Origin of the sequence: Pseudomonas sp. Marseille-Q1929 (assembly GCF_017316265.1) — a bacterium.
Classification (GTDB): Bacteria; Pseudomonadota; Gammaproteobacteria; order Pseudomonadales; family Pseudomonadaceae; genus Aquipseudomonas.
Genome location: NZ_JAFLWU010000002.1, coordinates 18619 through 41873, shown reverse-complemented (window position 1 = coordinate 41873; position 23255 = coordinate 18619). Strand labels below are relative to the sequence as shown.

Genomic DNA, 23255 nt, shown 5'->3' with positions numbered 1-23255 from the left:
TTTTTCTGCCTGGCGCGGCCCTACAGGTAATTACGACGCAACCTTCAGGGCTTCCCCATACATGCGCCTTCCTAACCAGCTTCGCCAGCGACTCTCCTGCCACGGCATTACCTACGGTTTACTGTTGGGCGCCGCCACTGCGGTCGGGGTGTTCCTGCCTTCCAGTGCGATGGCTGCGCACTACAGCATTGCCGCCGGCCCGCTGGACAGCGCCTTGAGCCAATTCGCCGCCAGGGCCAATATCATTCTGTCTTTTTCCCCACAGCAAACCGCACGATTGCGCAGTCCGGGGTTGGTTGGGGATTACTCGGTAGAGCAAGGTTTTGCACTGTTACTGCGTGAATCTGGCCTACAGGCCGTCGTCCAGGCGCCGGGCAGTTATGTACTACAAGCCGCACCTACCGGGGAATTAACCCTGGCCCCGACCACCATCAGTACTTATCAACAGGCTGGTTTCACTCAAGAGATCGCCGCAGACGTCGGCTACAAGGCACAAAACAGCCGAGTCGGCACCAAGACCAGTACGCCTTTGTCGGAAACTCCGCGTTCGGTATCGGTGGTCACCGGCCAGCGCATCAAGGACCAGAAGTCCCAGACCCTGACCGAAGTGCTCGGTTATGTGCCCGGTATCTTCGCGCCGCCGTTCGCCGCCGGTGATGGTCTGGCGGGTGACCTGTTTTTCATTCGCGGTTTCAACGCCACCGATTACGGCTACGGATTGCTGCGCGATGGCCTACGCGTACAAGGCAATCGGTACGACACTACCAGCGAGCCCTATGGCCTGGAACGGGTGGAGATCTTCCGTGGCCCGTCGTCCCTGCTTTATGGCGAAAACGCCCCCGGCGGCCTGGTGAACCTGGTGAGCAAGCATCCAACCGCCATGCCACAGGGCGAAGTGCAACTGGGTTATGGCTCGAATAACCGTCGCCAGCTAGGTGTGGATATCTCCGGCCCGCTCACTGACGCAGGCAACATTCTGGGCCGCGTGGTGATGCTTGGCCGCAAGTCCGACACCCAGACGGACCATGTGCCGGATGATCGCCTCTACATCGCGCCGTCCCTGACCCTGAATTTCGACGATTACAACACCCTTACGCTGTTGGCCAACTACCAGAAAGACCACACCAACCTGGAGCTTGGCTTACCCGCGGCTGGTACTTTGCTGACCAACCCAAATGGCAAGTTATCCAAGCACACCATGCTCGGCGACCCGAATTGGAACACCTTTGAGCGGGAAGCCTGGAGTACGGGCTACGAGTTCAGCCACAGCTTCAATGACGATTGGCAGTTCCGCCAGAACTCGCGTTACATGCAGTCACGAATCAACCGCCATGAGACCTGGCCGGGCGACCTGAACAATCAGGGCTTCGGCACCCGGCTGAACATGAACGCCTACGACCGCTACAACAAGTCGATGGTGTACTCCCTGGATAACCAACTGGAAGGAAAATTCCAGCTGGGCGAACTGGAAAACACTGTGCTGTTCGGCGCGAGCTACGACCGGACCTCGTTCAACCAGGACTGGGACGCTGGTTTCGCCGGAACGATCAATGTGTATAACCCGGTTTACCTGCGCGAACCGACCACACCGCTCGCTATCCAAAACACCCTGCTGGAACAGCAGATGAAAGGGGTTTATGCACAGATCCAGAGTAAGTATGACCACTGGTTGTTCTTGCTTGGCGGTCGTCAGGATTGGGTAGACAGTGATTTTCGCGACAAGGTGAAGCCTTCGACCGACTCCAGCACCACGGAACAGAAGTTCACCTACCAAGGTGGCGTGATGTACCAATTCGACAACGGCCTGACGCCGTATGTCAGCTACTCCACTGCATTCGTGCCGGTGCAGCAGATCTCGGTGACAGGCTCACCGCTCAAGCCGATCACCAGTCGTCAATATGAAGTGGGTTTGAAGTACGAGCCGATTGGCTGGGACACGGCGATGACACTGTCGGTGTATGACTTGCGCAAGGAGGACGATACCTACCTCGATTCCACGACCAACACGTACCGCCAAGTGGGCGAGAGTCGCGCCAAAGGTGCGGAAGTCGAGATCAACAGCAACCTCACACCGAACCTGAATGTGACGGCGGCTTACACCTATACCGACGCTCGGATAACCAAGGATACGGTCGGTTCCCTGGTAGAAGGCCGGCAGATGACGGGAGTTCCCCGCAACCAGGCGTCGATCTGGGGCAAATATCGCATGCTCGATGGCCCACTCAAGGGGCTGTCTTTTGGCGGCGGCGTGCGTTACTTCGACAGCGCGTTTTCCTACAGCAAGCCGAGCTTGTACGGCAAGCTCGACCCTGGAAGCGTCACGTTGGTGGATGCGGTTGTGGGTTATCAGATCGACCCACACTGGTCGCTGGACCTGAACGCCAAGAACCTGTTCGACAAGGAATATGTATCCGGTTGCAACGATGCGGGGCGTTGCTACTGGGGCGACAGCCGTACCTTACTGGGTACGGTGTCGTATAACTGGTAAAGCGCTGTGGATAACTCGGCTATTTGCCGATGCAGAAGCTGGAGAAGATCCGCCCCAACAAATCATCGGAGCTGAATGCGCCGGTGATTTCCCCCAGCAGTTGCTGCGCCTGGCGTAAATCTTCGGCCAGCAGCTCTCCAGCGCCCGCCAGGGTCAGCTGTGCGCGACCATGCTCCAGCGCCGCGCTGGCATGGCGCAGCGCCTCCAAGTGCCGGCGCCGCGCACTGAAGCTGCTTTCCGAGGTCTGCTCGTAGCCCATGCAGGCCTTGAGATGGTCGCGAAGCAATTCCAGGCCATCACCCGCTGACTTGGCGCTCAGGCTGATGGTAACGTGGCCATCCTCGCTGGTTTCCATGGCAATCGCCTCGCCCGTCAGGTCAGCCTTGTTACGGATCAACGTGACTTTGGCCGGGTCCGGCCGCTGTTCGAGGAATTCCGGCCACAGGGCAAAGGGGTCCACCGCCTCAGGCGCGGTGGCATCCACCACCAGCAACACGCGATCGGCCTCACTGATGGCCTTGAGCGCCCGTTCCACGCCGATTTTCTCGACCTGGTCATCCGTATCCCGCAAACCGGCGGTGTCGACCACATGCAGCGGCATGCCATCGATGTGGATATGTTCGCGCAGGATATCCCGCGTCGTGCCGGCAATCTCAGTGACGATGGCCGCTTCGCGCCCGGCCAGGGCGTTGAGCAGGCTGGATTTGCCGGCATTGGGCCGCCCGGCGATCACCACGGTCATACCGTCACGCAGCAATGCACCCTGCCCGGCTTCGCGCAGCACTGTGGATAATTCCTCGCGGACTTTATCCAGCATCGCCAGCACGTGGCCATCGGCGAGGAAGTCGATTTCCTCCTCGGGAAAATCAATCGCCGCCTCGACATAGATGCGCAAGCTGATCAATTGCTCGGTCAAGTTATGCACACGCAGGGAAAAAGCGCCCTGCAACGAGCGCAACGCATTACGCGCAGCCTGTGCAGAACTGGCCTCGATCAAATCGGCAATCGCTTCGGCCTGGGCCAGGTCGAGTTTGTCGTTCAGAAACGCGCGTTCGCTGAACTCCCCCGGCCGCGCCAGACGGCAGCCCAATTGCAGGCAGCGCTGCAACAACATGTCGAGGACGACCGGACCACCGTGGCCCTGCAGTTCCAGGACATCTTCGCCGGTAAACGAATTCGGTCCCGGGAAATAGAGGGCCAGGCCTTCGTCCAACACGCTTTGGTCAGCATCGAGGAAAGGGCCGTAATGTGCGTAGCGCGGTTTCAATTCCCGCCCGCTGATGGCCTGGGCAGCCACGCCGGCAAGCGGCCCGGAAATACGCACAATACCGACACCGCCGCGACCTTGAGCGGTAGCGACAGCAGCGATGGTTTCACGAGGAGCACTCATCAGCAGGTTCCAGAACAAAAGTGACGGAAAGCAAAACGCCCCACTAGGGGGCGTCTTGAGTGGTTACCCACAGAGTAAATTACGCTTCGGCTTTTTTGGTAGCCGCTTCGATTTTACGTGTGATGTACCACTGTTGAGAGATCGACAACACGTTGTTGACTACCCAGTACAGCACCAGACCAGCTGGGAACCACAGGAAGAAGAAGGTGAAGATGATTGGCATCATTTTCATGACCTTGGCCTGCATCGGATCCGGCGGAGTCGGGTTCAGACGCTGCTGGATAAACATGGTTGCGCCCATGATGATCGGCAGGATAAAGAACGGGTCTTTGATCGACAGGTCAGTAATCCACAGGATGAACGGCGCCTGGCGCATTTCCACGCTTTCCAGGAGAACCCAGTAAAGCGAGAGGAACACCGGCATCTGTACCAGAATCGGCAAGCATCCACCCAGCGGGTTGATCTTCTCTTTCTTGTACAGCTCCATCATGGCCTGCGACATTTTCTGCCGGTCGTCACCATGTTGCTCTTTCAACGCTGCCAGTTTCGGGGCCACGGCACGCATGCGCGCCATCGACTTGTAGCTGGCTGCCGACAGAGGGAAGAAGATCCCTTTGATCAGCATGGTCAGGAAGATGATCGAGAAACCCCAGTTACCGACGATGCTGTGGATATGTTGCAGCAGCCAGAAAATCGGCTGGGCAATGAACCACAGAATGCCGTAGTCCACAGTCAGTTCCAGACCTGGGGACAACTCTTTGAGCACAGCCTGGCTTTTCGGGCCGGCGTACAAAGTGGCGCTGGTTTCAGCCTTGGCACCTGGTGCGACGGTCAACGCCGGGCCAGTGTAGCCAATGATGTAGTTGCCTTTGGTGTCCTTGCGCGCCGCGACCAGGTTGTTCTGGCCAGGCTGAGGAATCCACGCGGTCACGAAGTAGTGTTGCAACCAGGCAACCCAGCCGCCGTTCACGTTATAGGTGATCGGGGCCTTTTGCTTGTCTTCGGCAACCTTGTCGATATCTTTCATCGACACTTTTTTGTACGGCTCCGAACTTGTCCACAGGGCTGCGCCCAGGTAAGTCGCGGTGCCAGTAGCGGTGCTGGACGACGGATCGGAGCTGGCGTCACGCTTGAGCTGGGCAAACATTGCGCCAGTCCAAGGCTGCGCGCTCTGGTTGTCGATCAAGTAGGTGACAACGATGTCGTACAGGCCGCGTTTCAGCGTGAAACGCTTGATGTAGTTGACGCCGTCCTTGCTGAACTTCAGGTCAACGACCAACTGGTCCTGGCCATCGGCCAGTTGATAACTCTTCTTCTCCGAGGAGAAAACCGGACGACCGGTAGGGCTCGCATCAGGGCCGTTGGTGCCGATCAAGCCACTTTGGGCCTGATAAACACGTTCGCCACCGTTATCGAACAACTGGAATGGAATTTCCGGGTGATCCTGACGACGCGGATACAGCGGAAGTGTCAGTTTGGCGACATCGCCACCTTGCGGGTCGATAGCCAGGTCCAATACATCCGTTTTTACCTGGATGAGGTCTGTGCTGGCGGCAACTGGTACTTCGGCGGGTGCGTTTGTTTCGCCCGCTGCGCGTGGAATGTCATCACTGGCGGCAGTGTTGGTGCCACTCACTGTATCGGGAAGCCCCGCTGGAACAGCATTGGCAGCAACATTCTGAGTCGGCAGGGCAGCTTGGCCGTAGTCCTGGTTCCAATTAAGGACCATGACGTAGGACACGATTGCCAGGGCGACGATCAGGATCGTGCGTTTAATATCCATGATTACTCGGCCATCGAAGAAGAACGGGAGGTAGGGATAGGTGGAACCGGGTCATAACCACCGGCATTCCACGGATGACAGCGACCTAAACGACGAAAGGTCAGCCAGCCACCGCGCAGAAGACCATGATTTTCTATGGCCTCTAACGCGTAGCAGGAACAACTGGGGTAGAAACGACAGTGGTTGGCCATCAGGGGACTAATGGCATAGCGATAAAACTGGATCGGAACGATTGCCAGTTTACGCATCAGGACTGTCTACCCCTACAGTTTCGGTGCTGACTGCTGGTGCTGGCTTGTTGGTACGCGCCAAACGTTTCCAGAGCTTGCCGAAATGCTGAATCAATTCGGGGTTTTCTACGTCCCCCAAGCCTTTGCGCGCGACGATAACAATATCCCAACCAACCAGAGTGTCCTGGTGGAGGCGAAACGATTCGCGCATCAGACGCTTGAGGCGATTGCGCTCAACGGAGAGCTTTACGCTCTTCTTGCCGATCACCAACCCGAGACGGGGGTGATCCAGATCGTTGTTACGCGCAAGGAGCAGGAGATTTTTCCCCGGAACCTTGCCGGTGGGGGAGTCAAAGACTGCCTTGAAGTGCCGGGGGGTTAGCAGACGCTTTTCCCGACTGAAGTCCTGACTCACCACAGGTACCGGATTATCAAACTGCCAGACGTGCACGACCTTTGGCGCGACGACGCGACAGGACAGCACGGCCGTTCTTGGTAGCCATGCGAGCACGGAAACCGTGGGTGCGGGCGCGTTTGATGGTGCTTGGTTGGAAAGTACGTTTCATGGCGTTGTTACCTGGTTCGTCCACAACGGGCCGGAATGGCCCCCGTTTTAAGAGACCGGCGATTCTAGAGAAAGCAAGCCTCTAGGTCAATTTCCAACCAGCTTTTCCTTCAATTAGATCTCTATACGGCAAAGCGCCCTTTTCTATCCGCTCGGCTTTCATGGGCAATGCCCTAGATATAAAAATAAAGAAGGAAGTTATTTAAAGCTTTTCTGTAAAGCTTATAAAAGCTAGGGCGGCGATCATCTGTGGATAACTGCCTTGAGGCCATATTCCACCTGATGTACAGAGAATGACAACACGGGGGAGAAACTGGGCTCTGCCTGTGCTGCACTGTCGGATAAGCTGTGGGTGGAATGGGTTGTTATCCACAGGTCAGTTACCCACAGACTTTCGCCCCCACTTGTGCAACGAGCTTAGGTGCGCTTATCCACAGAGCTTATGCACAGACCATTGGTCGCTTTTTTTGTGGTTAACGCGTTGATTTTGGCTGCCTTGTGCGCAACCTACATGTGGATAAGTGGGCAGCGCGCCGCTACAATGGCGGCTGTTTTTGCCTCACCGGCTTTCAACTTAGGGGATATCCGTGTCAGTGGAACTTTGGCAGCAGTGCGTGGAGCTTTTGCGCGAGGAGCTGCCTGCCCAGCAATTCAACACCTGGATCCGTCCACTACAAGTCGAAGCCGAAGGCGACGAGTTGCGTGTCTACGCACCCAATCGGTTTGTTCTCGACTGGGTCAACGAGAAGTACCTGAGCCGCGTTCTCGAGTTGCTCGATGAACACGGCAACGGCGTCGCGCCCGTGCTCTCCTTATTAATAGGTAGCAAACGTAGCTCCGCCCCTCGTGCTGCGCCGAATGCGCCGCTGGCGGCTGCCGCGTCGCAAGCCCAGGTTGCGACTGCACCGGCTGCGCCGGCTCCAGCCCCCGTGCCATCCAAGCCCTCCGCGCAAAAAAGCGCGCCCGAGAACGAAGAGCCGTCACGCGACAGCTTCGACCCGATGGCCGGTGCCAGCTCCCAGCAAGCACCGGTTCGCGCCGAGCAGCGCACCGTGCAAGTCGAAGGCGCGCTCAAGCACACCAGCTACCTGAATCGCACCTTTACCTTTGAGAACTTTGTCGAAGGTAAATCCAACCAGTTGGCCCGCGCCGCAGCCTGGCAGGTCGCCGACAACCCCAAGCATGGTTACAACCCGCTCTTCCTTTATGGTGGCGTTGGCTTGGGTAAGACCCACTTGATGCACGCTGTGGGTAACCACCTATTAAAGAAGAACCCGAATGCCAAGGTCGTGTACCTGCACTCGGAGCGCTTCGTCGCTGACATGGTCAAAGCCTTGCAGCTCAACGCTATCAACGAGTTCAAGCGTTTCTACCGCTCGGTTGATGCGTTGCTGATCGATGACATTCAATTCTTCGCGCGCAAGGAACGTTCCCAGGAAGAGTTCTTCCACACCTTCAACGCCCTGCTCGAAGGCGGCCAACAGGTCATCTTGACCAGTGACCGCTACCCGAAGGAAATCGAAGGCCTGGAAGAACGCTTGAAGTCGCGCTTCGGCTGGGGCCTGACCGTTGCGGTAGAACCGCCGGAGCTGGAAACCCGCGTCGCGATCCTGATGAAAAAGGCCGACCAGGCGAAGGTCGACCTGCCCCACGACGCCGCCTTCTTTATCGCCCAGCGCATTCGTTCCAACGTGCGTGAGCTGGAAGGCGCACTCAAGCGGGTCATCGCCCACTCGCACTTCATGGGCCGCGATATCACTATCGAGTTGATCCGTGAATCCCTGAAAGACCTGCTGGCGCTGCAAGACAAACTGGTGAGTGTGGATAACATTCAGCGCACGGTTGCCGAATACTACAAAATCAAGATTTCCGACCTGCTGTCCAAGCGCCGCTCGCGCTCGGTGGCACGTCCACGGCAAGTGGCCATGGCGCTCTCCAAAGAGCTCACCAACCACAGCCTGCCGGAAATCGGCGATGTGTTTGGTGGCCGCGATCACACCACCGTGTTGCACGCGTGCCGCAAGATTAACGAACTCAAGGAATCCGACGCGGATATTCGCGAGGACTACAAGAACCTGCTGCGTACACTGACTACGTGATGACACCAGCGCAGCTTATTAAGGCAAGGGACTAGACCATGCATTTCACCATTCAACGCGAAGCCCTGTTGAAACCCCTGCAACTGGTCGCAGGCGTCGTCGAGCGCCGACAGACCTTGCCGGTGCTTTCCAACGTATTGCTGGTGGTCGAAGGCCAGCAATTGTCCCTGACCGGTACCGACCTGGAAGTCGAACTGGTCGGTCGTGTGCAGTTGGAAGAACCCGCCGAACCTGGCGAGATCACCGTGCCGGCGCGCAAGCTGATGGATATCTGCAAAAGCCTGCCGAACGACGCGCTGATCGATATCAAAGTTGATGACGCCAAGTTGGTGGTCAAGGCCGGCCGTAGCCGTTTCACCCTGTCCACGCTGCCAGCCAATGATTTCCCAACCGTGGAAGAAGGCCCGGGCTCGCTGACCTGCAGCCTGGAGCAGAGCAAGCTGCGTCGCTTGATCGAACGCACCAGCTTCGCCATGGCGCAACAGGACGTGCGTTACTACCTCAACGGCATGCTGCTGGAAGTGTCTGAAGGCATCATCCGCGCTGTGGCCACCGACGGTCACCGCTTGGCCATGTGCTCGATGAAAGCCGACATCGGCCAACCGGACCGTCACCAGGTGATCGTGCCGCGCAAAGGTATCCTCGAACTGGCGCGCCTGCTCACCGAGCCGGATGGCAACGTCAGCATCGTCTTGGGCCAACACCATATCCGCGCCACCACCGGTGAGTTCACCTTCACCTCCAAGCTGGTTGACGGCAAGTTCCCGGATTACGAGCGCGTGCTGCCCAAGGGTGGCGACAAGCTGGTGATCGGCGACCGCCAGGCCTTGCGTGAAGCGTTCAGCCGTACGGCGATCCTGTCCAACGAGAAGTACCGTGGTATTCGTTTGCAACTGGCCAACGGTCAGCTGAAAATCCAGGCCAACAACCCGGAGCAGGAAGAAGCGGAAGAAGAAGTGGGCGTTGACTACAACGGCGGCTCCCTGGAAATCGGCTTCAACGTGAGCTACTTGCTCGATGTGCTGGGTGTGATGACCACCGAACAGGTTCGCCTGATTTTGTCGGACTCCAACAGCAGCGCCCTCGTGCAGGAATCCGACAACGACGACTCGGCTTACGTTGTTATGCCGATGCGCCTGTAATAGAAGCTAGATGTCCCTTAGTCGCGTCTCGGTCACCGCGGTGCGCAATCTGCACCCGGTGACCTTCTCCCCCTCCCCCCGCATCAATATCCTCTACGGCGCCAACGGCAGTGGCAAAACCAGCGTGCTGGAAGCCATCCACTTGTTGGGGCTTGCCCGTTCCTTTCGCAGTGCCCGCTTGTTACCGGTTATCCAGTACGAACAATTGGCGTGCACGGTATTCGGCCAAGTCGAACTGGCGGAAGGCGGCAACAGTGCCTTGGGGATATCCCGTGATCGCGGTGGTGAGTTCCAGATCCGCATTGACGGCCAAAATGCACGCAGTGCGGCCCAGCTGGCGGAAATCCTGCCACTGCAATTGATCAACCCCGACAGCTTTCGCCTGTTGGAAGGTGCGCCAAAAATTCGCAGACAGTTCCTCGATTGGGGAGTGTTCCACGTGGAACCGCGATTCATGGCCACTTGGCAGCGCCTGCAGAAGGCCCTGCGGCAGCGGAACTCGTGGCTGCGGCATGGTACACTTGACGCCGCTTCGCAAGCGGCCTGGGACCGGGAACTGTGCCTGGCCAGCGACGAAATAGATGAATACCGCCGCGCTTATATCAAAGCCTTGAAACCAGTCTTTGAGCAGACCTTGAGCGAGTTGTTGGATCTCGAAGGGCTGACGCTGAGCTACTACCGTGGCTGGGACAAAGAGCGTGAACTGAGTGCAGTGCTCGCCACGTCCTTGCAGCGGGACCAGCAAATTGGCCATACCCAGGCCGGCCCCCAACGGGCTGATCTGCGCCTTAGATTAGGCGCACATAATGCCGCGGATATCTTGTCCCGTGGCCAGCAGAAGTTGGTGGTGTGCGCGCTGCGTATCGCCCAGGGGCATTTGGTTAGCCAGGCCCGACGCGGTCAGTGTATTTATCTGGTGGATGACTTGCCGTCCGAACTCGACGAGCAACACCGCCGCGCGTTATGCCGCTTGTTGGAAGACTTACGCTGCCAGGTGTTTATCACTTGTGTAGACCACGAATTATTGAGGGAAGGCTGGCAGACGGAAACGCCAGTCGCTTTGTTCCACGTGGAACAGGGCCGTATCACCCAGACCCACGACCATCGGGAGTGAAGGCATGAGCGAAGAAAACACGTACGACTCGACCAGCATTAAAGTGCTGAAAGGTTTGGATGCCGTACGCAAACGTCCCGGTATGTACATTGGCGACACCGATGATGGTAGCGGTCTGCACCACATGGTGTTCGAGGTGGTCGATAACTCCATCGACGAAGCGCTGGCCGGTCACTGCGACGACATCAGCATCATCATCCACCCGGATGAGTCCATCACCGTGCGCGACAACGGTCGCGGCATTCCGGTCGATGTGCACAAAGAAGAAGGCGTTTCGGCGGCAGAGGTCATCATGACCGTGCTCCACGCCGGCGGTAAGTTCGATGACAACTCCTACAAAGTCTCCGGCGGTTTGCACGGTGTAGGTGTGTCGGTGGTGAACGCACTGTCCGAAGAGTTGATTCTGACCGTTCGCCGCAGCGGCAAGATCTGGGAACAGACCTACGTCCACGGTGTTCCACAAGAGCCGATGAAAATCGTTGGCGACAGCGAAACCACCGGTACGCAGATCCACTTCAAGCCATCGGCTGAAACCTTCAAGAATATCCACTTCAGCTGGGACATCCTGGCCAAGCGTATTCGTGAACTGTCCTTCCTCAACTCCGGTGTGGGTATCGTCCTCAAGGACGAGCGCAGCGGCAAGGAAGAGCTGTTCAAGTACGAAGGCGGCCTGCGTGCGTTCGTTGAATACCTGAACACCAACAAGACTGCGGTCAACCAGGTGTTCCACTTCAACATCCAGCGTGAAGACGGCATCGGCGTGGAAATCGCCCTACAGTGGAACGACAGCTTCAACGAGAACCTGTTGTGCTTCACCAACAACATTCCACAGCGCGACGGCGGTACTCACCTGGTGGGTTTCCGTTCCGCACTGACGCGTAACCTGAACACCTACATCGAAGCCGAAGGCCTGGCCAAAAAGCACAAAGTTGCCACCACCGGTGACGATGCCCGCGAAGGCCTGACCGCGATTATCTCGGTAAAAGTGCCGGACCCTAAGTTCAGTTCCCAAACCAAAGACAAGCTGGTGTCTTCCGAAGTGAAGACCGCAGTGGAACAGGAGATGGGCAAATACTTCTCCGACTTCCTGTTGGAGAACCCGAACGAAGCCAAGCTGGTGGTCGGCAAGATGATCGACGCCGCACGTGCCCGTGAAGCCGCGCGTAAGGCCCGTGAGATGACCCGCCGTAAAGGTGCGCTGGACATCGCTGGCCTGCCGGGCAAACTGGCTGACTGCCAGGAGAAGGACCCTGCCCTCTCCGAACTGTACCTGGTGGAAGGTGACTCTGCTGGCGGCTCCGCCAAGCAGGGTCGTAACCGTCGCACCCAGGCCATCCTGCCGTTGAAGGGTAAGATTCTCAACGTTGAGAAGGCACGCTTCGACAAGATGATTTCCTCCCAGGAAGTCGGCACCTTGATCACGGCGCTGGGCTGCGGTATCGGCCGTGACGAGTACAACATCGACAAGCTGCGTTATCACAACATCATCATCATGACCGATGCTGACGTCGACGGTTCGCACATCCGTACCTTGCTGCTGACCTTCTTCTTCCGTCAGCTGCCGGAGCTGATCGAGCGCGGCTACATCTACATCGCCCAGCCGCCGTTATACAAAGTGAAAAAGGGCAAGCAAGAGCAATACATCAAAGACGACGACGCCATGGAAGAGTACATGACGCAGTCGGCCCTGGAAGATGCCAGTCTGCACTTGAACGACGAAGCCCCAGGCATCTCCGGTGAGGCGCTGGAGCGCCTGGTTAACGACTTCCGCATGGTGATGAAGACCCTCAAGCGTCTGTCGCGCCTGTACCCGCAGGAGCTGACCGAGCACTTCATCTACCTGCCAGCCGTAAGCCTGGAACAGTTGGGCGATCACGCAGCAATGCAGGATTGGCTGGCTCAGTACGAAGTGCGCCTGCGCACCTCCGAGAAGTCCGGCCTGGTGTACAAAGCCAGCCTGCGCGAAGACCGTGAACGTAACGTCTGGCTGCCAGAGGTCGAACTGATCTCCCACGGCCTGTCGAACTACGTCACTTTCAACCGCGACTTCTTCGGCAGCAACGACTACAAAACCGTGGTGACCCTGGGCGCTCAACTGAGCACCCTCCTGGACGACGGCGCGTACATCCAGCGTGGCGAACGCAAGAAGCAGGTCAAGGAATTCAAAGAAGCCCTCGACTGGCTGATGGCTGAAAGCACCAAGCGCCACACCATCCAGCGCTACAAAGGTCTGGGCGAAATGAACCCGGATCAGCTGTGGGAAACCACCATGGACCCAAGCCAGCGTCGCATGCTGCGCGTGACCATCGAAGACGCCATTGGCGCAGACCAGATCTTCAACACCCTGATGGGTGATGCGGTCGAACCTCGCCGTGACTTCATCGAGAGCAATGCGTTGGCGGTTTCTAACCTGGATTTCTGATCCTGGTACACCGCTAAACCTAAAAGGCCAACGCTTAGCGTTGGCCTTTTTTATTGGGTGAAAACACAGCTCATTCGAAAATGCTCCACGTGGAACATCACGGCGAAGTCGCCGCCACACTCTCCAACCGATACCCATACCCGTAGATCGTCAACAGCTGCCAACCCCTGTCCGCCGTGAGCCCCAGCTTGTTGCGCAGTCGGTAGATATGCGTGTCCAACGGCCGCGATGACACCATCTCTTCATGGGTCCAAAACCGCTCATACAGGTACTCACGGGACAGCGGCCGTGCCAGGTTGGCAAACAGGCAACTGGCCAATCGGTATTCACGCTCAGTGAGGTTGATCGGTTTTCCTGCACGGGTCACGGTCAATTCGGCGTCGTCAAAGGTCAGGTCATTGAAGCTCTGTACTTCATGGGTTGCCGACTTTTGCAGGCCATGCCGACGCAACACCGCTGCCACCCTCGCCTTCAGCTCATTGGGCCGAAAGGGCTTGCTGACGTAATCATCGGCGCCGCTGTTCAATGCGGTGACGATATCGCTCTCGGCATCACGGCTGGTGAGCATGATGACTGCGGGCGGCGACTCCATGTGTTCGCGGGTCCAGCGCAGCAAAGCGATGCCGGTGATATCCGGCAGTTGCCAGTCGAGGATCAGTAGGTCGAAGGTTTCCCGGCGCAGTTGGCGCAGCAGGTCTTCACCGCGTTCAAAGCAGTGCAGGGTCCAAGGCTGTTCGGCGGTGCTGGGGATCTGTCGCAGTGTCTGTTCCACCCGGCGCAGTTCGGCGGGTTCGTCATCCAGTATTGCGACACGCATGGGTGGTCCTTTCGTCTTGAAAAGTATGGCAGCCGTTGGCCTGTTTCGAATAAGGGCACGTGCTGCGTAGATGCCGGTCGTTGAATCTGAAGAATTGTGCGCAGATTCATCGACCCCTTGGATCTCTCGGTACGCTGGGATCAATCAGCGGTTAAGCCTTTGAAAGTCCGCGGTACCTGTGTGGGAAAGATACCGGCTCCTGACCGTAAGTAAAAGGATCAGCCGACGCGTGCGCTGTCGTAAACTCCAGTGTCGTCCTACGATGAGCAAAGCCACGGTCCATGACCTCGTCCACTACTCGATAACAGCACAGGCACGTTGACCTATGATGCTCTGGGGCAAGCCCGAAAAACGCCAACCCACCCATGCCCAACGGCTGTTCCATGGCCTGGTACGCGAGTGGTTGTGGATTGGTCTGCTGTTGTTGCCCATCACCGCGTACTTGTCCATGAGCCCAGGCCTGGCGTTGAACAACCCGCTTTACGACAGCCTTCGCCGCCTCACACCCATACCGGTAGACCCGCGCATCCTGTTGGTGACCATCGACGGCCCCAGCCTTAAGAAGTTGGGGCAATGGCCTTGGCCGCGCAGCTTGCACGCCGATTTGATCGACCGCCTGAGTGCCGCGCAACCGGCCGCGATCCTGTTCGACGTGGTCTTCAGCGAGCCGGGTAACCCTGCCAATGACAAACGCCTGGCCGATGCGGTGTGCAACGCCGGCAACGTGCTGTTGCCGTTGCTGCGTGAAGGGCCGGCGAGTTACATCCAACCTGCTGAACAAATGCAGCCGCTGCTCAAATGCGCCAAGGGAGTGGGGCATATCAATGTCGAGGCAGACAATGACGGCGTCGTGCGCAGCCTGTATTTGCGTGAAGGTCCGTTGGATGCCATGGCACCGCAACTGGCTTGGCTGGCCTATCAGATGGGCACCCAGCAGCCCACGCCGATGCCCGCTGAATCCCATGGCAAAGTCAGTGAACAATGGCACCGTGAGCATGGCATTCGCATTCCGTTTATCGCGGCCCACAGCCACTTCCCCAGTGTGTCCTACGTCAGCGTATTGCGCGGTGAAGTCTCCCCCGAGTTGCTGCGTAACCGTCTGATCCTGGTCGGGGCGACCGCTTCTGGAATGGGTGATCGGTTTGCTACACCCATTTCGTCCACGCTTGGCACCACAGCCGGTGTCGAGATCCAGGCCAATGTGCTCAACGGTTTGCTGCAAGAGCGCAGCATTGTGGATCTGCCTGGGTGGCTCGCGGCGCTGATGGCGACTTCCCTGGTGGCCTTGCTGCTCGGCCTGCTGCTTTATCGGCCGCGTTACGCGCTGTGGATGACGCTGGGCTGCATGGCCGCTGCGCTGATCGGGTCTCTGGCACTGTTGCGCCTGGGCCACTGGTGGTCGCCTGCCGCCTGCCTGATCGGTTTGCTGCTCAGCTACCTGATCTGGAACTGGCGGCGCCTCAGCGTGATCCTGGCCTACTTCGGCTGGGAACTGGCGCGCCTGGACAACGAACCCAAAGTGCTGCCCGAACGCCGTCGTGCCCCCGCCAGCAAAGGCGATGTCTTGCAGGGCCGTATCTTTGCCCTGGAGCAAGCCGTCAGCCGTACACGCGACACCCGGCGCTTCATGGCCGATGGCCTGGAGTGCCTGCCGGTGGCGACGCTGATTACCGATCCCAAGGGCAATATCCTGCTGGCTAACCGCATCGCCCGGGAAGTGTTCGGCAATGATTTGGTCAGTGAAAACCTCCTCGAACAACTGGCCGACCTTGGCTACCCACCGCTGCACAATGGTGTGCGCCCTGCCCTCTCGGCGTTGGAGCTGATCGAGTTCCGGGATATCCACCAGCGCAGCCTGCGCATGGAGCTCGCGCCGCTGCTGCCCGCAGAAGGTGACATCGCCCTGGGCTGGCTGCTGAGCCTGACGGACTTGAGCAAGGAGCGCGAAGCCCAGCAGCACCGCGAGACGATGCTGCGCTTTCTCTCCCATGACTTGCGTGCGCCGCACTCGGCGATCCTGGCGCTGTTGGATGTACACGGCAGCGAGTCGCTGGTATTCGCCCAGATCGAGCAACAGGTACGCCGTGCCTTGAGCCTCACCGAATCCTTTGTGCAGTTGGCGAAGGCCGAGGCGGACGGCTACCACTTCCAGCCGACGCTGTTCGCCATGTTGGTGATGGATGCGTTTGACCAGGTCGCGTTGCTGGCCCAGCTCAAGGGGATTCATCTGGTCCATGACCTGGATGAAGCTGACGAGGGCATGGTGTCGGCCGATCAATCGCTGCTGACCCGTGCGTTGTTCAACGTCCTGGAAAACGCCATCAAGTATTCGCCCTCCGGCACCACCGTCAGGTTGCGCCACGGCACCACAGAGGGCTGGCTGGAATGCCGCATCAGCGATCAGGGGCCGGGGATTGCCGCCGAGGACTTGCCGGAGTTGTTCAGCCAATACCGACGCTTTGAATCGGCCCAGGGCAGCGATGGCCTGGGGTTGGGGCTGACCATGGTCAAGGCCGTCGTGGAACGCCATGGCGGGCGTATCAGTTGCGAAAGCACGGTGGGCAAGGGCACTACGTTCAGCCTGCAATTGCCGTTGCTCGACGACTGAAAAACGTATTTTTCGCTGTGCATAAAAAACCGGTCGCAAGGACCGGTTTTTTTATGCGGGAAAAAACTTATGCACCTTTTTCCGAATTTTATGACCTCGGGAAATATGTAAGTAAATCAGCTTGTTATGAAGCAAAAAAGCCAATTCGCCAACAATCCGTACACAGGTTATCCACAGAAGCTCAAGCCGCAGGGACCTGCGTCGCTACCGGCTCCGGTGGCAGCGAGCCCATGGCGCGTTGCTGAGCCTCATTCCAGGCCGCAGCCCGGTCATTCAGCGCAGCGATAGCCCGTGGGCCCTCGCCTTCGGCATACATCGGTTCACCAATCACCACGGTGATGGTGCCGGCGCGCTTGGCCCAGCCTTCCTTGGGCCAGAACTTGCCGGCGTTGTGTGCAATCGGCAACACCGGCAGGTTGGCATTGACAGCCAATGCCGTACCGCCCCGGGAGAATTTGCCCACGGTGCCAAACGGCACCCGTGTGCCTTCCGGGAAGATCAGTACCCACACACCGTCCTTGAGCAGCTCGTCGCCCTTCTTGGCCACGTGCTTGAGCGCAGCCTTGGGGTTGTCACGGTCGATCGCGATCGGCCGCAACATGGCCATGGCCCAGCCAAAGAACGGCACGTACAGCAACTCACGCTTGAGCACCTGGCTCAGGGGCGAGAAGTACGCCGAGAGGAAGAACGTCTCCCAGGTGCTCTGGTGGTTCGACAGAATCACGCAGGGCTGGTCCGGGACGTTTTCAGCGCCCTTGATCTCGAAGCGAATGCCCAGGAACACCTTGGACAGCCACAACGCACAGCGGCACCAATAAACGTTGATAAAGCGATAGCGCGCCTTGAACGGCAAAAAGGGCGCGATAAAAAAGCTCAGGGTGCACCAGAGAAACGAACTGGTGCCCAGCAGCAGGTAAAAGAAAAAGGTTCTGATGGCCTGCAAGATCGACATGGCGGCATTTACCGTTGCGGGGCATGGCCCGCCTGTTAAAAGCGCACTCCCGAACACTCCTTGGTCAGGATGTCGAGGGCGACTAGTTGTTGATAAGTTCTGCGGCAACCGCCGCCAGATCGTCAAAAATCAAGGTGCCCACCGGCAGGGTTTTCGCCTGGGTCTTTTCGCCTTTTCCGGTCTTCACCAAAACTGGCTGAGAATCGACGGCTTTGGCCGCCTCCAGGTCACCGAGGCTGTCCCCGACGAACCATATCCCAGCCAACGGCACCTTGTAATGTTCTGCAATGGTTTTCAACATGCCAGGTTTGGGCTTGCGGCAATCGCAGCCCTCATCCGGTCCGTGGGGGCAGTACACCACTAGCCCCACCTCACCGCCCTGCTCGGCCACCAACGCGCGCAAGCGCGCGTGCATGGCGTCCAGGGTAGCGATGTCGTAGTAACCGCGGGCGATGCCGGACTGGTTGGTGGCGATGGCCACCGTCCAGCCGGCTTTGCTCAACTGCGCGATGGCCTCGATCGAACCGGGCAGTGGCACCCACTCCGCCACCGACTTGATGTAAGCGTCGGAGTCGTAATTGATCACCCCGTCCCGATCGAGAATCAGCAGTTTCAACATGGTCAGCTCAGCGTCGAAATGTCAGCGATGTTGACGAACAGACCACGCAGGCGCGCCAGCATGGCGTAGCGGTTTTTGCGCACGCCCGCATCTTCGGCATTGATCATCACGGCTTCGAAGAACGCATCCACCGGGTCACGCAAGGTGGCCAGGCGCGCCAGTGCTTCGGCATAGTTGCGTTCGGCGATCAGCGGTTTAACCGCCGTCTCTGCCTTGGCAATGGCCGAGTTCAGCGAGAACTCCTTGGCGTCGGCGAACAGGCCAGGGTCGACGTCTGCGTTGCCCAGGCCTTCGGCCTTGCTCAGCAGGTTCGACACACGCTTGTTCACGGCGGCCAGGGCGTCGGCTTCCGGCAGTTTGCGGAAGGCCTGCACGGCTTGTACGCGCTGATCGAAGTCCAGCGCCGAACCCGGTTGCAGGGCACGTACCGCCAGGTACACCGACACGTCCACGCCTTCGTCTTCGTAACGCGCACGCAGGCGGTCGAACACGAATTCCAGCACTTGCTCGGCCAGGCCGGCTTGCTTGACCTTGGCACCGAACTGGCCAACCGCAAACACCACGGCCTGGGTCAGGTCGAGGTCGAGCTTTTTGTCGATCAGGATACGCAGCACGCCCAGGGCCGCACGGCGCAGGGCATACGGGTCTTTGCTGCCGGTGGGCAGCATGCCGATACCGAAGATGCCAACGAGGGTGTCCAGTTTGTCGGCGATGGCCACGGCCGCACCGGTCAGGGTGCTTGGCAGCTCAGCGCCAGCACCGCGCGGCATGTACTGCTCGTTCAGGGCCAGGGCCACATCGTCCGGCTCGCCGTCGTTGAGGGCGTAGTAATAGCCGGCAACGCCTTGCATCTCCGGGAACTCGCCGACCATCTCGGTGGCCAGGTCGCACTTGGACAGCAGGCCCGCACGCGCGGCCCAGGCGGCATCACCGCCAATGCGCGGCGCAATGTAGGCCGCCAGCTTGGAAACGCGCACGGCCTTGTCGTAGACGCTGCCGAGCTTCTCCTGGAACACCACGTTCTGCAGGCGCAGGTTGAAGTCTTCCAGCTTCTGCTTCTTGTCTTGCTTGAAGAAGAACTCGGCGTCGGTCAGGCGCGGGCGCACGACTTTTTCGTTACCGGCGATGATCTGCTGTGGGTCTTTGCTTTCGATGTTGGCCACGGTGATAAAACGCGGCAGCAACTTGCCGTCCACATCCAGCAGGCAGAAATACTTCTGGTTGTCCTGCATGGTGGTAATCAGGGCTTCTTGCGGCACGTCGAGGAAACGCTCTTCGAACGAGCACACCAGCGGCACCGGCCATTCAACCAGGGCGGTCACTTCGTCGAGCAGGCTTGGCGGCACGATGGCGGTGCCTTCCTGCAGACGGGCCAGCTCTTCGGTGCGCTTGCTGATCAGCTCGCGACGCTCGTTGGCGTCGGCCAGCACGTAGGCAGCACGCAGGTCGGCAGCATAGTTGGCCGGCGACGTGATGCGTACTGCTTCTGGATGGTGGAAGCGATGGCCACGGGACTCACGACCGGCCTTCTGGGCGAGGATGGTGCAGTCGATGACCTGGTCACCGAGCAGCATCACCAGCCATTGGGTCGGACGCACGAACTCTTCCTTGCGCGCACCCCAGCGCATGCGCTTGGGGATCGGCAGGTCGTTCAGGGAATCTTCAACGATGGTCGGCAACAGGCTCGCGGTCGGCTTGCCGGTGATCACCTGGCTGAAGCGCAGTTTCGGGCCGCTCTGGTCGATCTCGCTCAGCTCGACGCCACACTTCTTGGCGAAGCCCAGTGCGGCTTGAGTCGGGTTGCCTTCGGCATCGAAAGCCGCCTGGCGCGGCGGGCCGTCGAGGTTGATGCTGCGGTCCGGCTGCTGGGTTTCCAGCGCGGTCAGCAACACGGCCAGGCGACGTGGCGCGGCGTAGACTTTTTTCGCGGCGAACTTCAGGCCAGCGCTGTGCAGGCCTTTTTCGATACCGGCCAGGAACGCCTCGGCCAGGGTGTTCAGTGCCTTGGGTGGCAGCTCTTCGGTGCCCAGTTCAACCAGGAAATCTTGAGCACTCATTGTGCAGCCTCCAGCTTAGCCAACACTTCATCACGCAGGTCCGGGGTCGCCATCGGGAAGCCCAGCTTGGCGCGAGCCAGCAGGTAGGCTTGGGCGACGGAACGCGCCAGGGTGCGTACACGCAGGATGTATTGCTGACGCGCGGTCACCGAGATCGCCCGGCGCGCATCCAGCAGGTTGAAGGTATGGGACGCCTTCAACACCATTTCGTAGCTTGGCAACGGCAGCGGCTGGTCGAGTTCGATCAGGCGCTTGGCTTCGCTTTCATAGAAGTCGAACAGTTCGAACAGCTTCTCGACGTTGGCGTGTTCGAAGTTGTAGGTGGATTGCTCCACTTCGTTCTGGTGGAACACGTCGCCGTAGGTCACTTTGCCGAACGGGCCGTCAGCCCACACCAGGTCGTAGACCGAGTCCACGCCTTGCAGGTACATGGCCAGGCGCTCAAGGCCGTAGGTGATTTCGCCAGTAACCGGGTAGCACTCGATACCGCCCGCTTGCTGGAAGTAAGTGAACTGCGTCACTTCCATGCCGTTGAGCCAGACTTCCCAGCCCAGGCCCCAGGCGCCGAGCGTTGGCGACTCCCAGTTGTCTTCGACGAAACGGATGTCGTGGACCAGCGGGTCCAGGCCCACATGCTTGAGCGAGCCCAGGTACAGTTCCTGGAAGTTGTCCGGGTTCGGCTTCAATACCACCTGGAACTGGTAGTAGTGCTGCAGACGGTTCGGGTTTTCGCCGTAGCGGCCGTCAGTCGGGCGACGACTGGGCTGCACATAAGCGGCGTTCCAGGTTTCCGGGCCGATGGCCCGCAGGAATGTAGCGGTGTGGAAAGTGCCGGCGCCTACTTCCATATCGTAGGGCTGAAGTACCACACAACCTTGCTCGGCCCAGTATTGCTGGAGGGCGAGGATCAAGTCTTGGAAGGTACGCACGGCTGGCGTAGGCTGGCTCACGAAATTCACCTGTTACTTGGGCTGCGATTTAAAGAGCGGGAGTATACCCGATTCGGCCGCGCCACCATCCCCTGGAGCCTTATGCCACGCTGCTTTTGGTGTTCTGAAGATCCGCTGTACATGGCATATCACGATCAGGAGTGGGGAACGCCGCTGCGCGATGCGCAGGGCTTGTTCGAGTTGCTTTTGCTCGAAGGGTTCCAGGCGGGCCTTTCCTGGATCACCGTTTTACGCAAACGCGAGCATTATCGAAAGGTCTTGTTTGGTTTTGATGCACAACGCTTGGCGCGGCTCACCGATGCCGAAATCGAAGCGCTGATGCTCGACCCGGGCATCGTGCGCAACCGCCTCAAGCTCAACGCCACCCGCCGTAACGCCGCCGCCTGGCTGGCGCTGGAAGATCCGGTTGGCTTGCTCTGGTCGTTTGTCGGCGGCGTGCCCAAGGTCAATCACTTCAAGGACCGCAGCGAAGTCCCAGCGATCACCGCCGAGGCAGAAGCCATGAGCAAAGCCTTGAAAAAAGCCGGTTTCACCTTTGTCGGCCCGACCATTTGCTACGCGTTCATGCAGGCCAGCGGCATGGTCATGGACCACACCCAGGACTGCGACCGTTACGCGGACCTGGCCAACGCCGGTTAGAATGCCGGCTTTGCGCACCACACACGATCAGGAGTGACCTGTGGAAAAGTTGAAAGGCGCCTTGCTGGTAGGCGCTCTCCGGTTATTTGCCCTGCTGCCTTGGCGCGCCGTCCAGGCCGTCGGCACGGCCATTGGCTGGGTCATGTGGAAAACCCCCAACCGCTCCCGCGACACGGTGCGGATCAACCTGTCCAAATGCTTCCCCGACATGGACCCGGCCGCCCGCGAGCGCCTGGTGGGCCAGAGCCTGATGGACATCGGCAAATCCCTCACCGAAAGCGCGTGTGCCTGGATCTGGCCGGCCCAACGCTCGATCGACCTGGTCCGCGAAGTCGAAGGCCTGGAAGTGCTGCACCAAGCCCTGGCCTCGGGCAAAGGCGTGGTCGGCATCACCAGTCACCTGGGCAACTGGGAGGTGTTGAACCACTTCTATTGCAGCCAGTGCAAACCGATCATTTTCTACCGTCCACCCAAGCTCAAGGCGGTGGATGAACTGCTGCGCAAACAGCGCGTGCAGTTGGGCAACCGCGTGGCGGCGTCGACCAAGGAAGGCATTCTCAGTGTGATCAAGGAAGTGCGCCGTGGCGGCCAGGTGGGCATTCCCGCCGACCCGGAGCCGGCCGAATCCGCGGGGATCTTCGTACCGTTCTTTGCCACCCAGGCCCTCACCAGCAAGTTCGTGCCGAACATGCTCGCCGGCCACAAGGCCGTGGGCGTGTTCCTGCACGCCCTGCGGCTGCCGGACGGTTCGGGTTACAAAGTGATCCTGGAAGCGGCACCGGAAGACATGTACAGCACCGACACCGCCACGTCCTGCGCGGCGATGAGCAAGGTGGTGGAGCGGTATGTCGGCGCGTATCCGAGCCAATACATGTGGAGCATGAAGCGCTTCAAGAAACGCCCGCCGGGAGAAGAGCGGTGGTACTGATTAACCGCTGACCTCCCTGCCAATGGAGGTCAAATGTGGGAGCTGGCTTGCCTGCGATGCGGGCAACTCGGTGTTTCAGTTACACCGGTGTGATGCTATCGCAGGCAAGCCAGCTCCCACAGGGATCACCTCAGGGCTGGCGGTCGAGTTTCTTCAGGAATACCGTCATCTCTTTTTCGGCCTGCTTATCGCCATGGGCCTGGGCCGCCTCGATCCCCTTCTCCCACGCCAGCCGCGCGGCTGCCACATCACCTGAACCCGCCTGCGCCTTGCCCAACAACTTCCACGCCGCCGAATACTTCGGATCAAACTCGACGCATTTCTGCAAATGCTCCGCCGCCTTGGCGTTGTCCTTCAAGTCCAGATACCCCTTGCCCAAACCAAAGCGCAGCAACGAGTTATCCACACCCTTGGCGAGCATTTTTTCCAGGGAATCGAGCATGTCGGTCACT

Annotated in this window: 19 protein-coding genes; 8 read left to right on the top strand and 11 right to left on the bottom strand. The window is 59.1% G+C overall.

Annotated elements, in window-relative coordinates:
• Positions 1 to 61: 61 nt before the first annotated feature.
• Entirely contained in the window at positions 62 to 2488 is a 2427-nt protein-coding gene (locus tag J1G37_RS03675) for a TonB-dependent siderophore receptor (protein WP_207040238.1), read from the top strand.
• 19 nt (positions 2489 to 2507) lie between these two features.
• On the opposite strand, the gene mnmE is transcribed toward J1G37_RS03675, so the two are convergent.
• The 5 genes from mnmE to rpmH form a co-directional block, all read right to left on the bottom strand.
• Positions 2508 to 3878: a tRNA uridine-5-carboxymethylaminomethyl(34) synthesis GTPase MnmE gene (gene mnmE, locus J1G37_RS03670; protein ID WP_017736240.1), complete on the bottom strand. Its 1371-nt coding sequence runs from the start codon at positions 3876 to 3878 to the stop codon at positions 2508 to 2510.
• Between the two features lie 79 nt (positions 3879 to 3957).
• A complete protein-coding gene (gene yidC, locus J1G37_RS03665; protein ID WP_124527025.1) occupies positions 3958 to 5661 on the bottom strand; it encodes a membrane protein insertase YidC in 1704 nt (567 codons plus the stop codon).
• A 2-nt stretch (positions 5662 to 5663) separates the two neighbouring features.
• Complete coding sequence (gene yidD / locus J1G37_RS03660; RefSeq protein WP_192298133.1) at positions 5664 to 5909, bottom strand: membrane protein insertion efficiency factor YidD; 246 nt, start codon at positions 5907 to 5909, stop codon at positions 5664 to 5666.
• Positions 5902 to 6306 (bottom strand): ribonuclease P protein component, encoded by a 405-nt coding sequence (rnpA, locus tag J1G37_RS03655; protein ID WP_207040237.1) that lies wholly within the window; start codon positions 6304 to 6306, stop codon positions 5902 to 5904. The genes yidD and rnpA overlap by 8 nt, the downstream gene beginning before the upstream one ends.
• Before the next feature lie 16 nt (positions 6307 to 6322).
• Positions 6323 to 6457 (bottom strand): 50S ribosomal protein L34, encoded by a 135-nt coding sequence (rpmH, locus tag J1G37_RS03650; RefSeq protein ID WP_003213577.1) that lies wholly within the window; start codon positions 6455 to 6457, stop codon positions 6323 to 6325.
• Between the two features lie 586 nt (positions 6458 to 7043).
• Here rpmH and dnaA point away from each other — a divergent pair.
• Genes dnaA through gyrB form a run of 4 tightly spaced genes read left to right on the top strand, consistent with a single transcriptional unit; the run spans position 7044 to position 13233 of the window.
• Positions 7044 to 8555, top strand: a complete 1512-nt coding sequence (gene dnaA / locus J1G37_RS03645; RefSeq protein WP_207040236.1) for a chromosomal replication initiator protein DnaA — start codon at positions 7044 to 7046, stop codon at positions 8553 to 8555.
• A gap of 38 nt (positions 8556 to 8593) precedes the next feature.
• Positions 8594 to 9697, top strand: coding sequence for a DNA polymerase III subunit beta (dnaN, locus tag J1G37_RS03640; RefSeq protein ID WP_017736244.1), 1104 nt, complete (start codon positions 8594 to 8596; stop codon positions 9695 to 9697).
• A gap of 10 nt (positions 9698 to 9707) precedes the next feature.
• Positions 9708 to 10811, top strand: coding sequence for a DNA replication/repair protein RecF (gene recF, locus J1G37_RS03635; protein WP_207040235.1), 1104 nt, complete (start codon positions 9708 to 9710; stop codon positions 10809 to 10811).
• 4 nt (positions 10812 to 10815) lie between these two features.
• Positions 10816 to 13233: a DNA topoisomerase (ATP-hydrolyzing) subunit B gene (gene gyrB / locus J1G37_RS03630; RefSeq protein ID WP_017736246.1), complete on the top strand. Its 2418-nt coding sequence runs from the start codon at positions 10816 to 10818 to the stop codon at positions 13231 to 13233.
• 97 nt (positions 13234 to 13330) lie between these two features.
• Here the strand turns inward: gyrB and J1G37_RS03625 are convergent, their stop codons facing one another.
• Positions 13331 to 14050: a response regulator transcription factor gene (locus tag J1G37_RS03625; protein WP_017736248.1), complete on the bottom strand. Its 720-nt coding sequence runs from the start codon at positions 14048 to 14050 to the stop codon at positions 13331 to 13333.
• Positions 14051 to 14375: 325 nt separating this feature from the next.
• Here J1G37_RS03625 and J1G37_RS03620 point away from each other — a divergent pair, with 325 nt between their 5' ends.
• Positions 14376 to 16658, top strand: a complete 2283-nt coding sequence (locus tag J1G37_RS03620; protein WP_207040234.1) for a CHASE2 domain-containing protein — start codon at positions 14376 to 14378, stop codon at positions 16656 to 16658.
• A gap of 181 nt (positions 16659 to 16839) precedes the next feature.
• On the opposite strand, the gene J1G37_RS03615 is transcribed toward J1G37_RS03620, so the two are convergent.
• The 4 genes from J1G37_RS03615 to glyQ form a co-directional block, all read right to left on the bottom strand.
• A complete protein-coding gene (locus J1G37_RS03615) occupies positions 16840 to 17610 on the bottom strand; it encodes a lysophospholipid acyltransferase family protein (RefSeq protein ID WP_207040233.1) in 771 nt (256 codons plus the stop codon).
• Between the two features lie 82 nt (positions 17611 to 17692).
• The gene (gene gmhB, locus J1G37_RS03610) at positions 17693 to 18229 is read right to left on the bottom strand and encodes a D-glycero-beta-D-manno-heptose 1,7-bisphosphate 7-phosphatase (protein WP_207040232.1); all 537 of its coding nucleotides are present in this window, start codon (positions 18227 to 18229) and stop codon (positions 17693 to 17695) included.
• A gap of 2 nt (positions 18230 to 18231) precedes the next feature.
• Positions 18232 to 20286 carry a glycine--tRNA ligase subunit beta gene (gene glyS / locus J1G37_RS03605; RefSeq protein ID WP_207040231.1) on the bottom strand — a complete coding sequence of 685 codons (2055 nt, stop codon included), beginning with the start codon at positions 20284 to 20286 and terminating at the stop codon, positions 18232 to 18234.
• Positions 20283 to 21236 (bottom strand): glycine--tRNA ligase subunit alpha, encoded by a 954-nt coding sequence (gene glyQ, locus J1G37_RS03600; RefSeq protein WP_003213601.1) that lies wholly within the window; start codon positions 21234 to 21236, stop codon positions 20283 to 20285. Before glyQ ends, glyS begins: the two co-directional genes overlap by 4 nt.
• An 81-nt stretch (positions 21237 to 21317) precedes the next feature.
• Here glyQ and tag point away from each other — a divergent pair, with 81 nt between their 5' ends.
• Together tag and J1G37_RS03590 are read left to right on the top strand one after the other, a co-directional pair.
• Positions 21318 to 21875, top strand: a complete 558-nt coding sequence (gene tag / locus J1G37_RS03595; RefSeq protein WP_207040230.1) for a DNA-3-methyladenine glycosylase I — start codon at positions 21318 to 21320, stop codon at positions 21873 to 21875.
• Positions 21876 to 21915: 40 nt separating this feature from the next.
• Positions 21916 to 22803, top strand: coding sequence for a lysophospholipid acyltransferase (locus tag J1G37_RS03590; RefSeq protein ID WP_207040229.1), 888 nt, complete (start codon positions 21916 to 21918; stop codon positions 22801 to 22803).
• 130 nt (positions 22804 to 22933) lie between these two features.
• Here J1G37_RS03590 and J1G37_RS03585 read toward each other — a convergent pair whose 3' ends face one another.
• The gene (locus J1G37_RS03585) at positions 22934 to 23245 is read right to left on the bottom strand and encodes a hypothetical protein (protein ID WP_207040228.1); all 312 of its coding nucleotides are present in this window, start codon (positions 23243 to 23245) and stop codon (positions 22934 to 22936) included.
• Between the last annotated feature and the right edge of the window lie 10 nt (positions 23246 to 23255).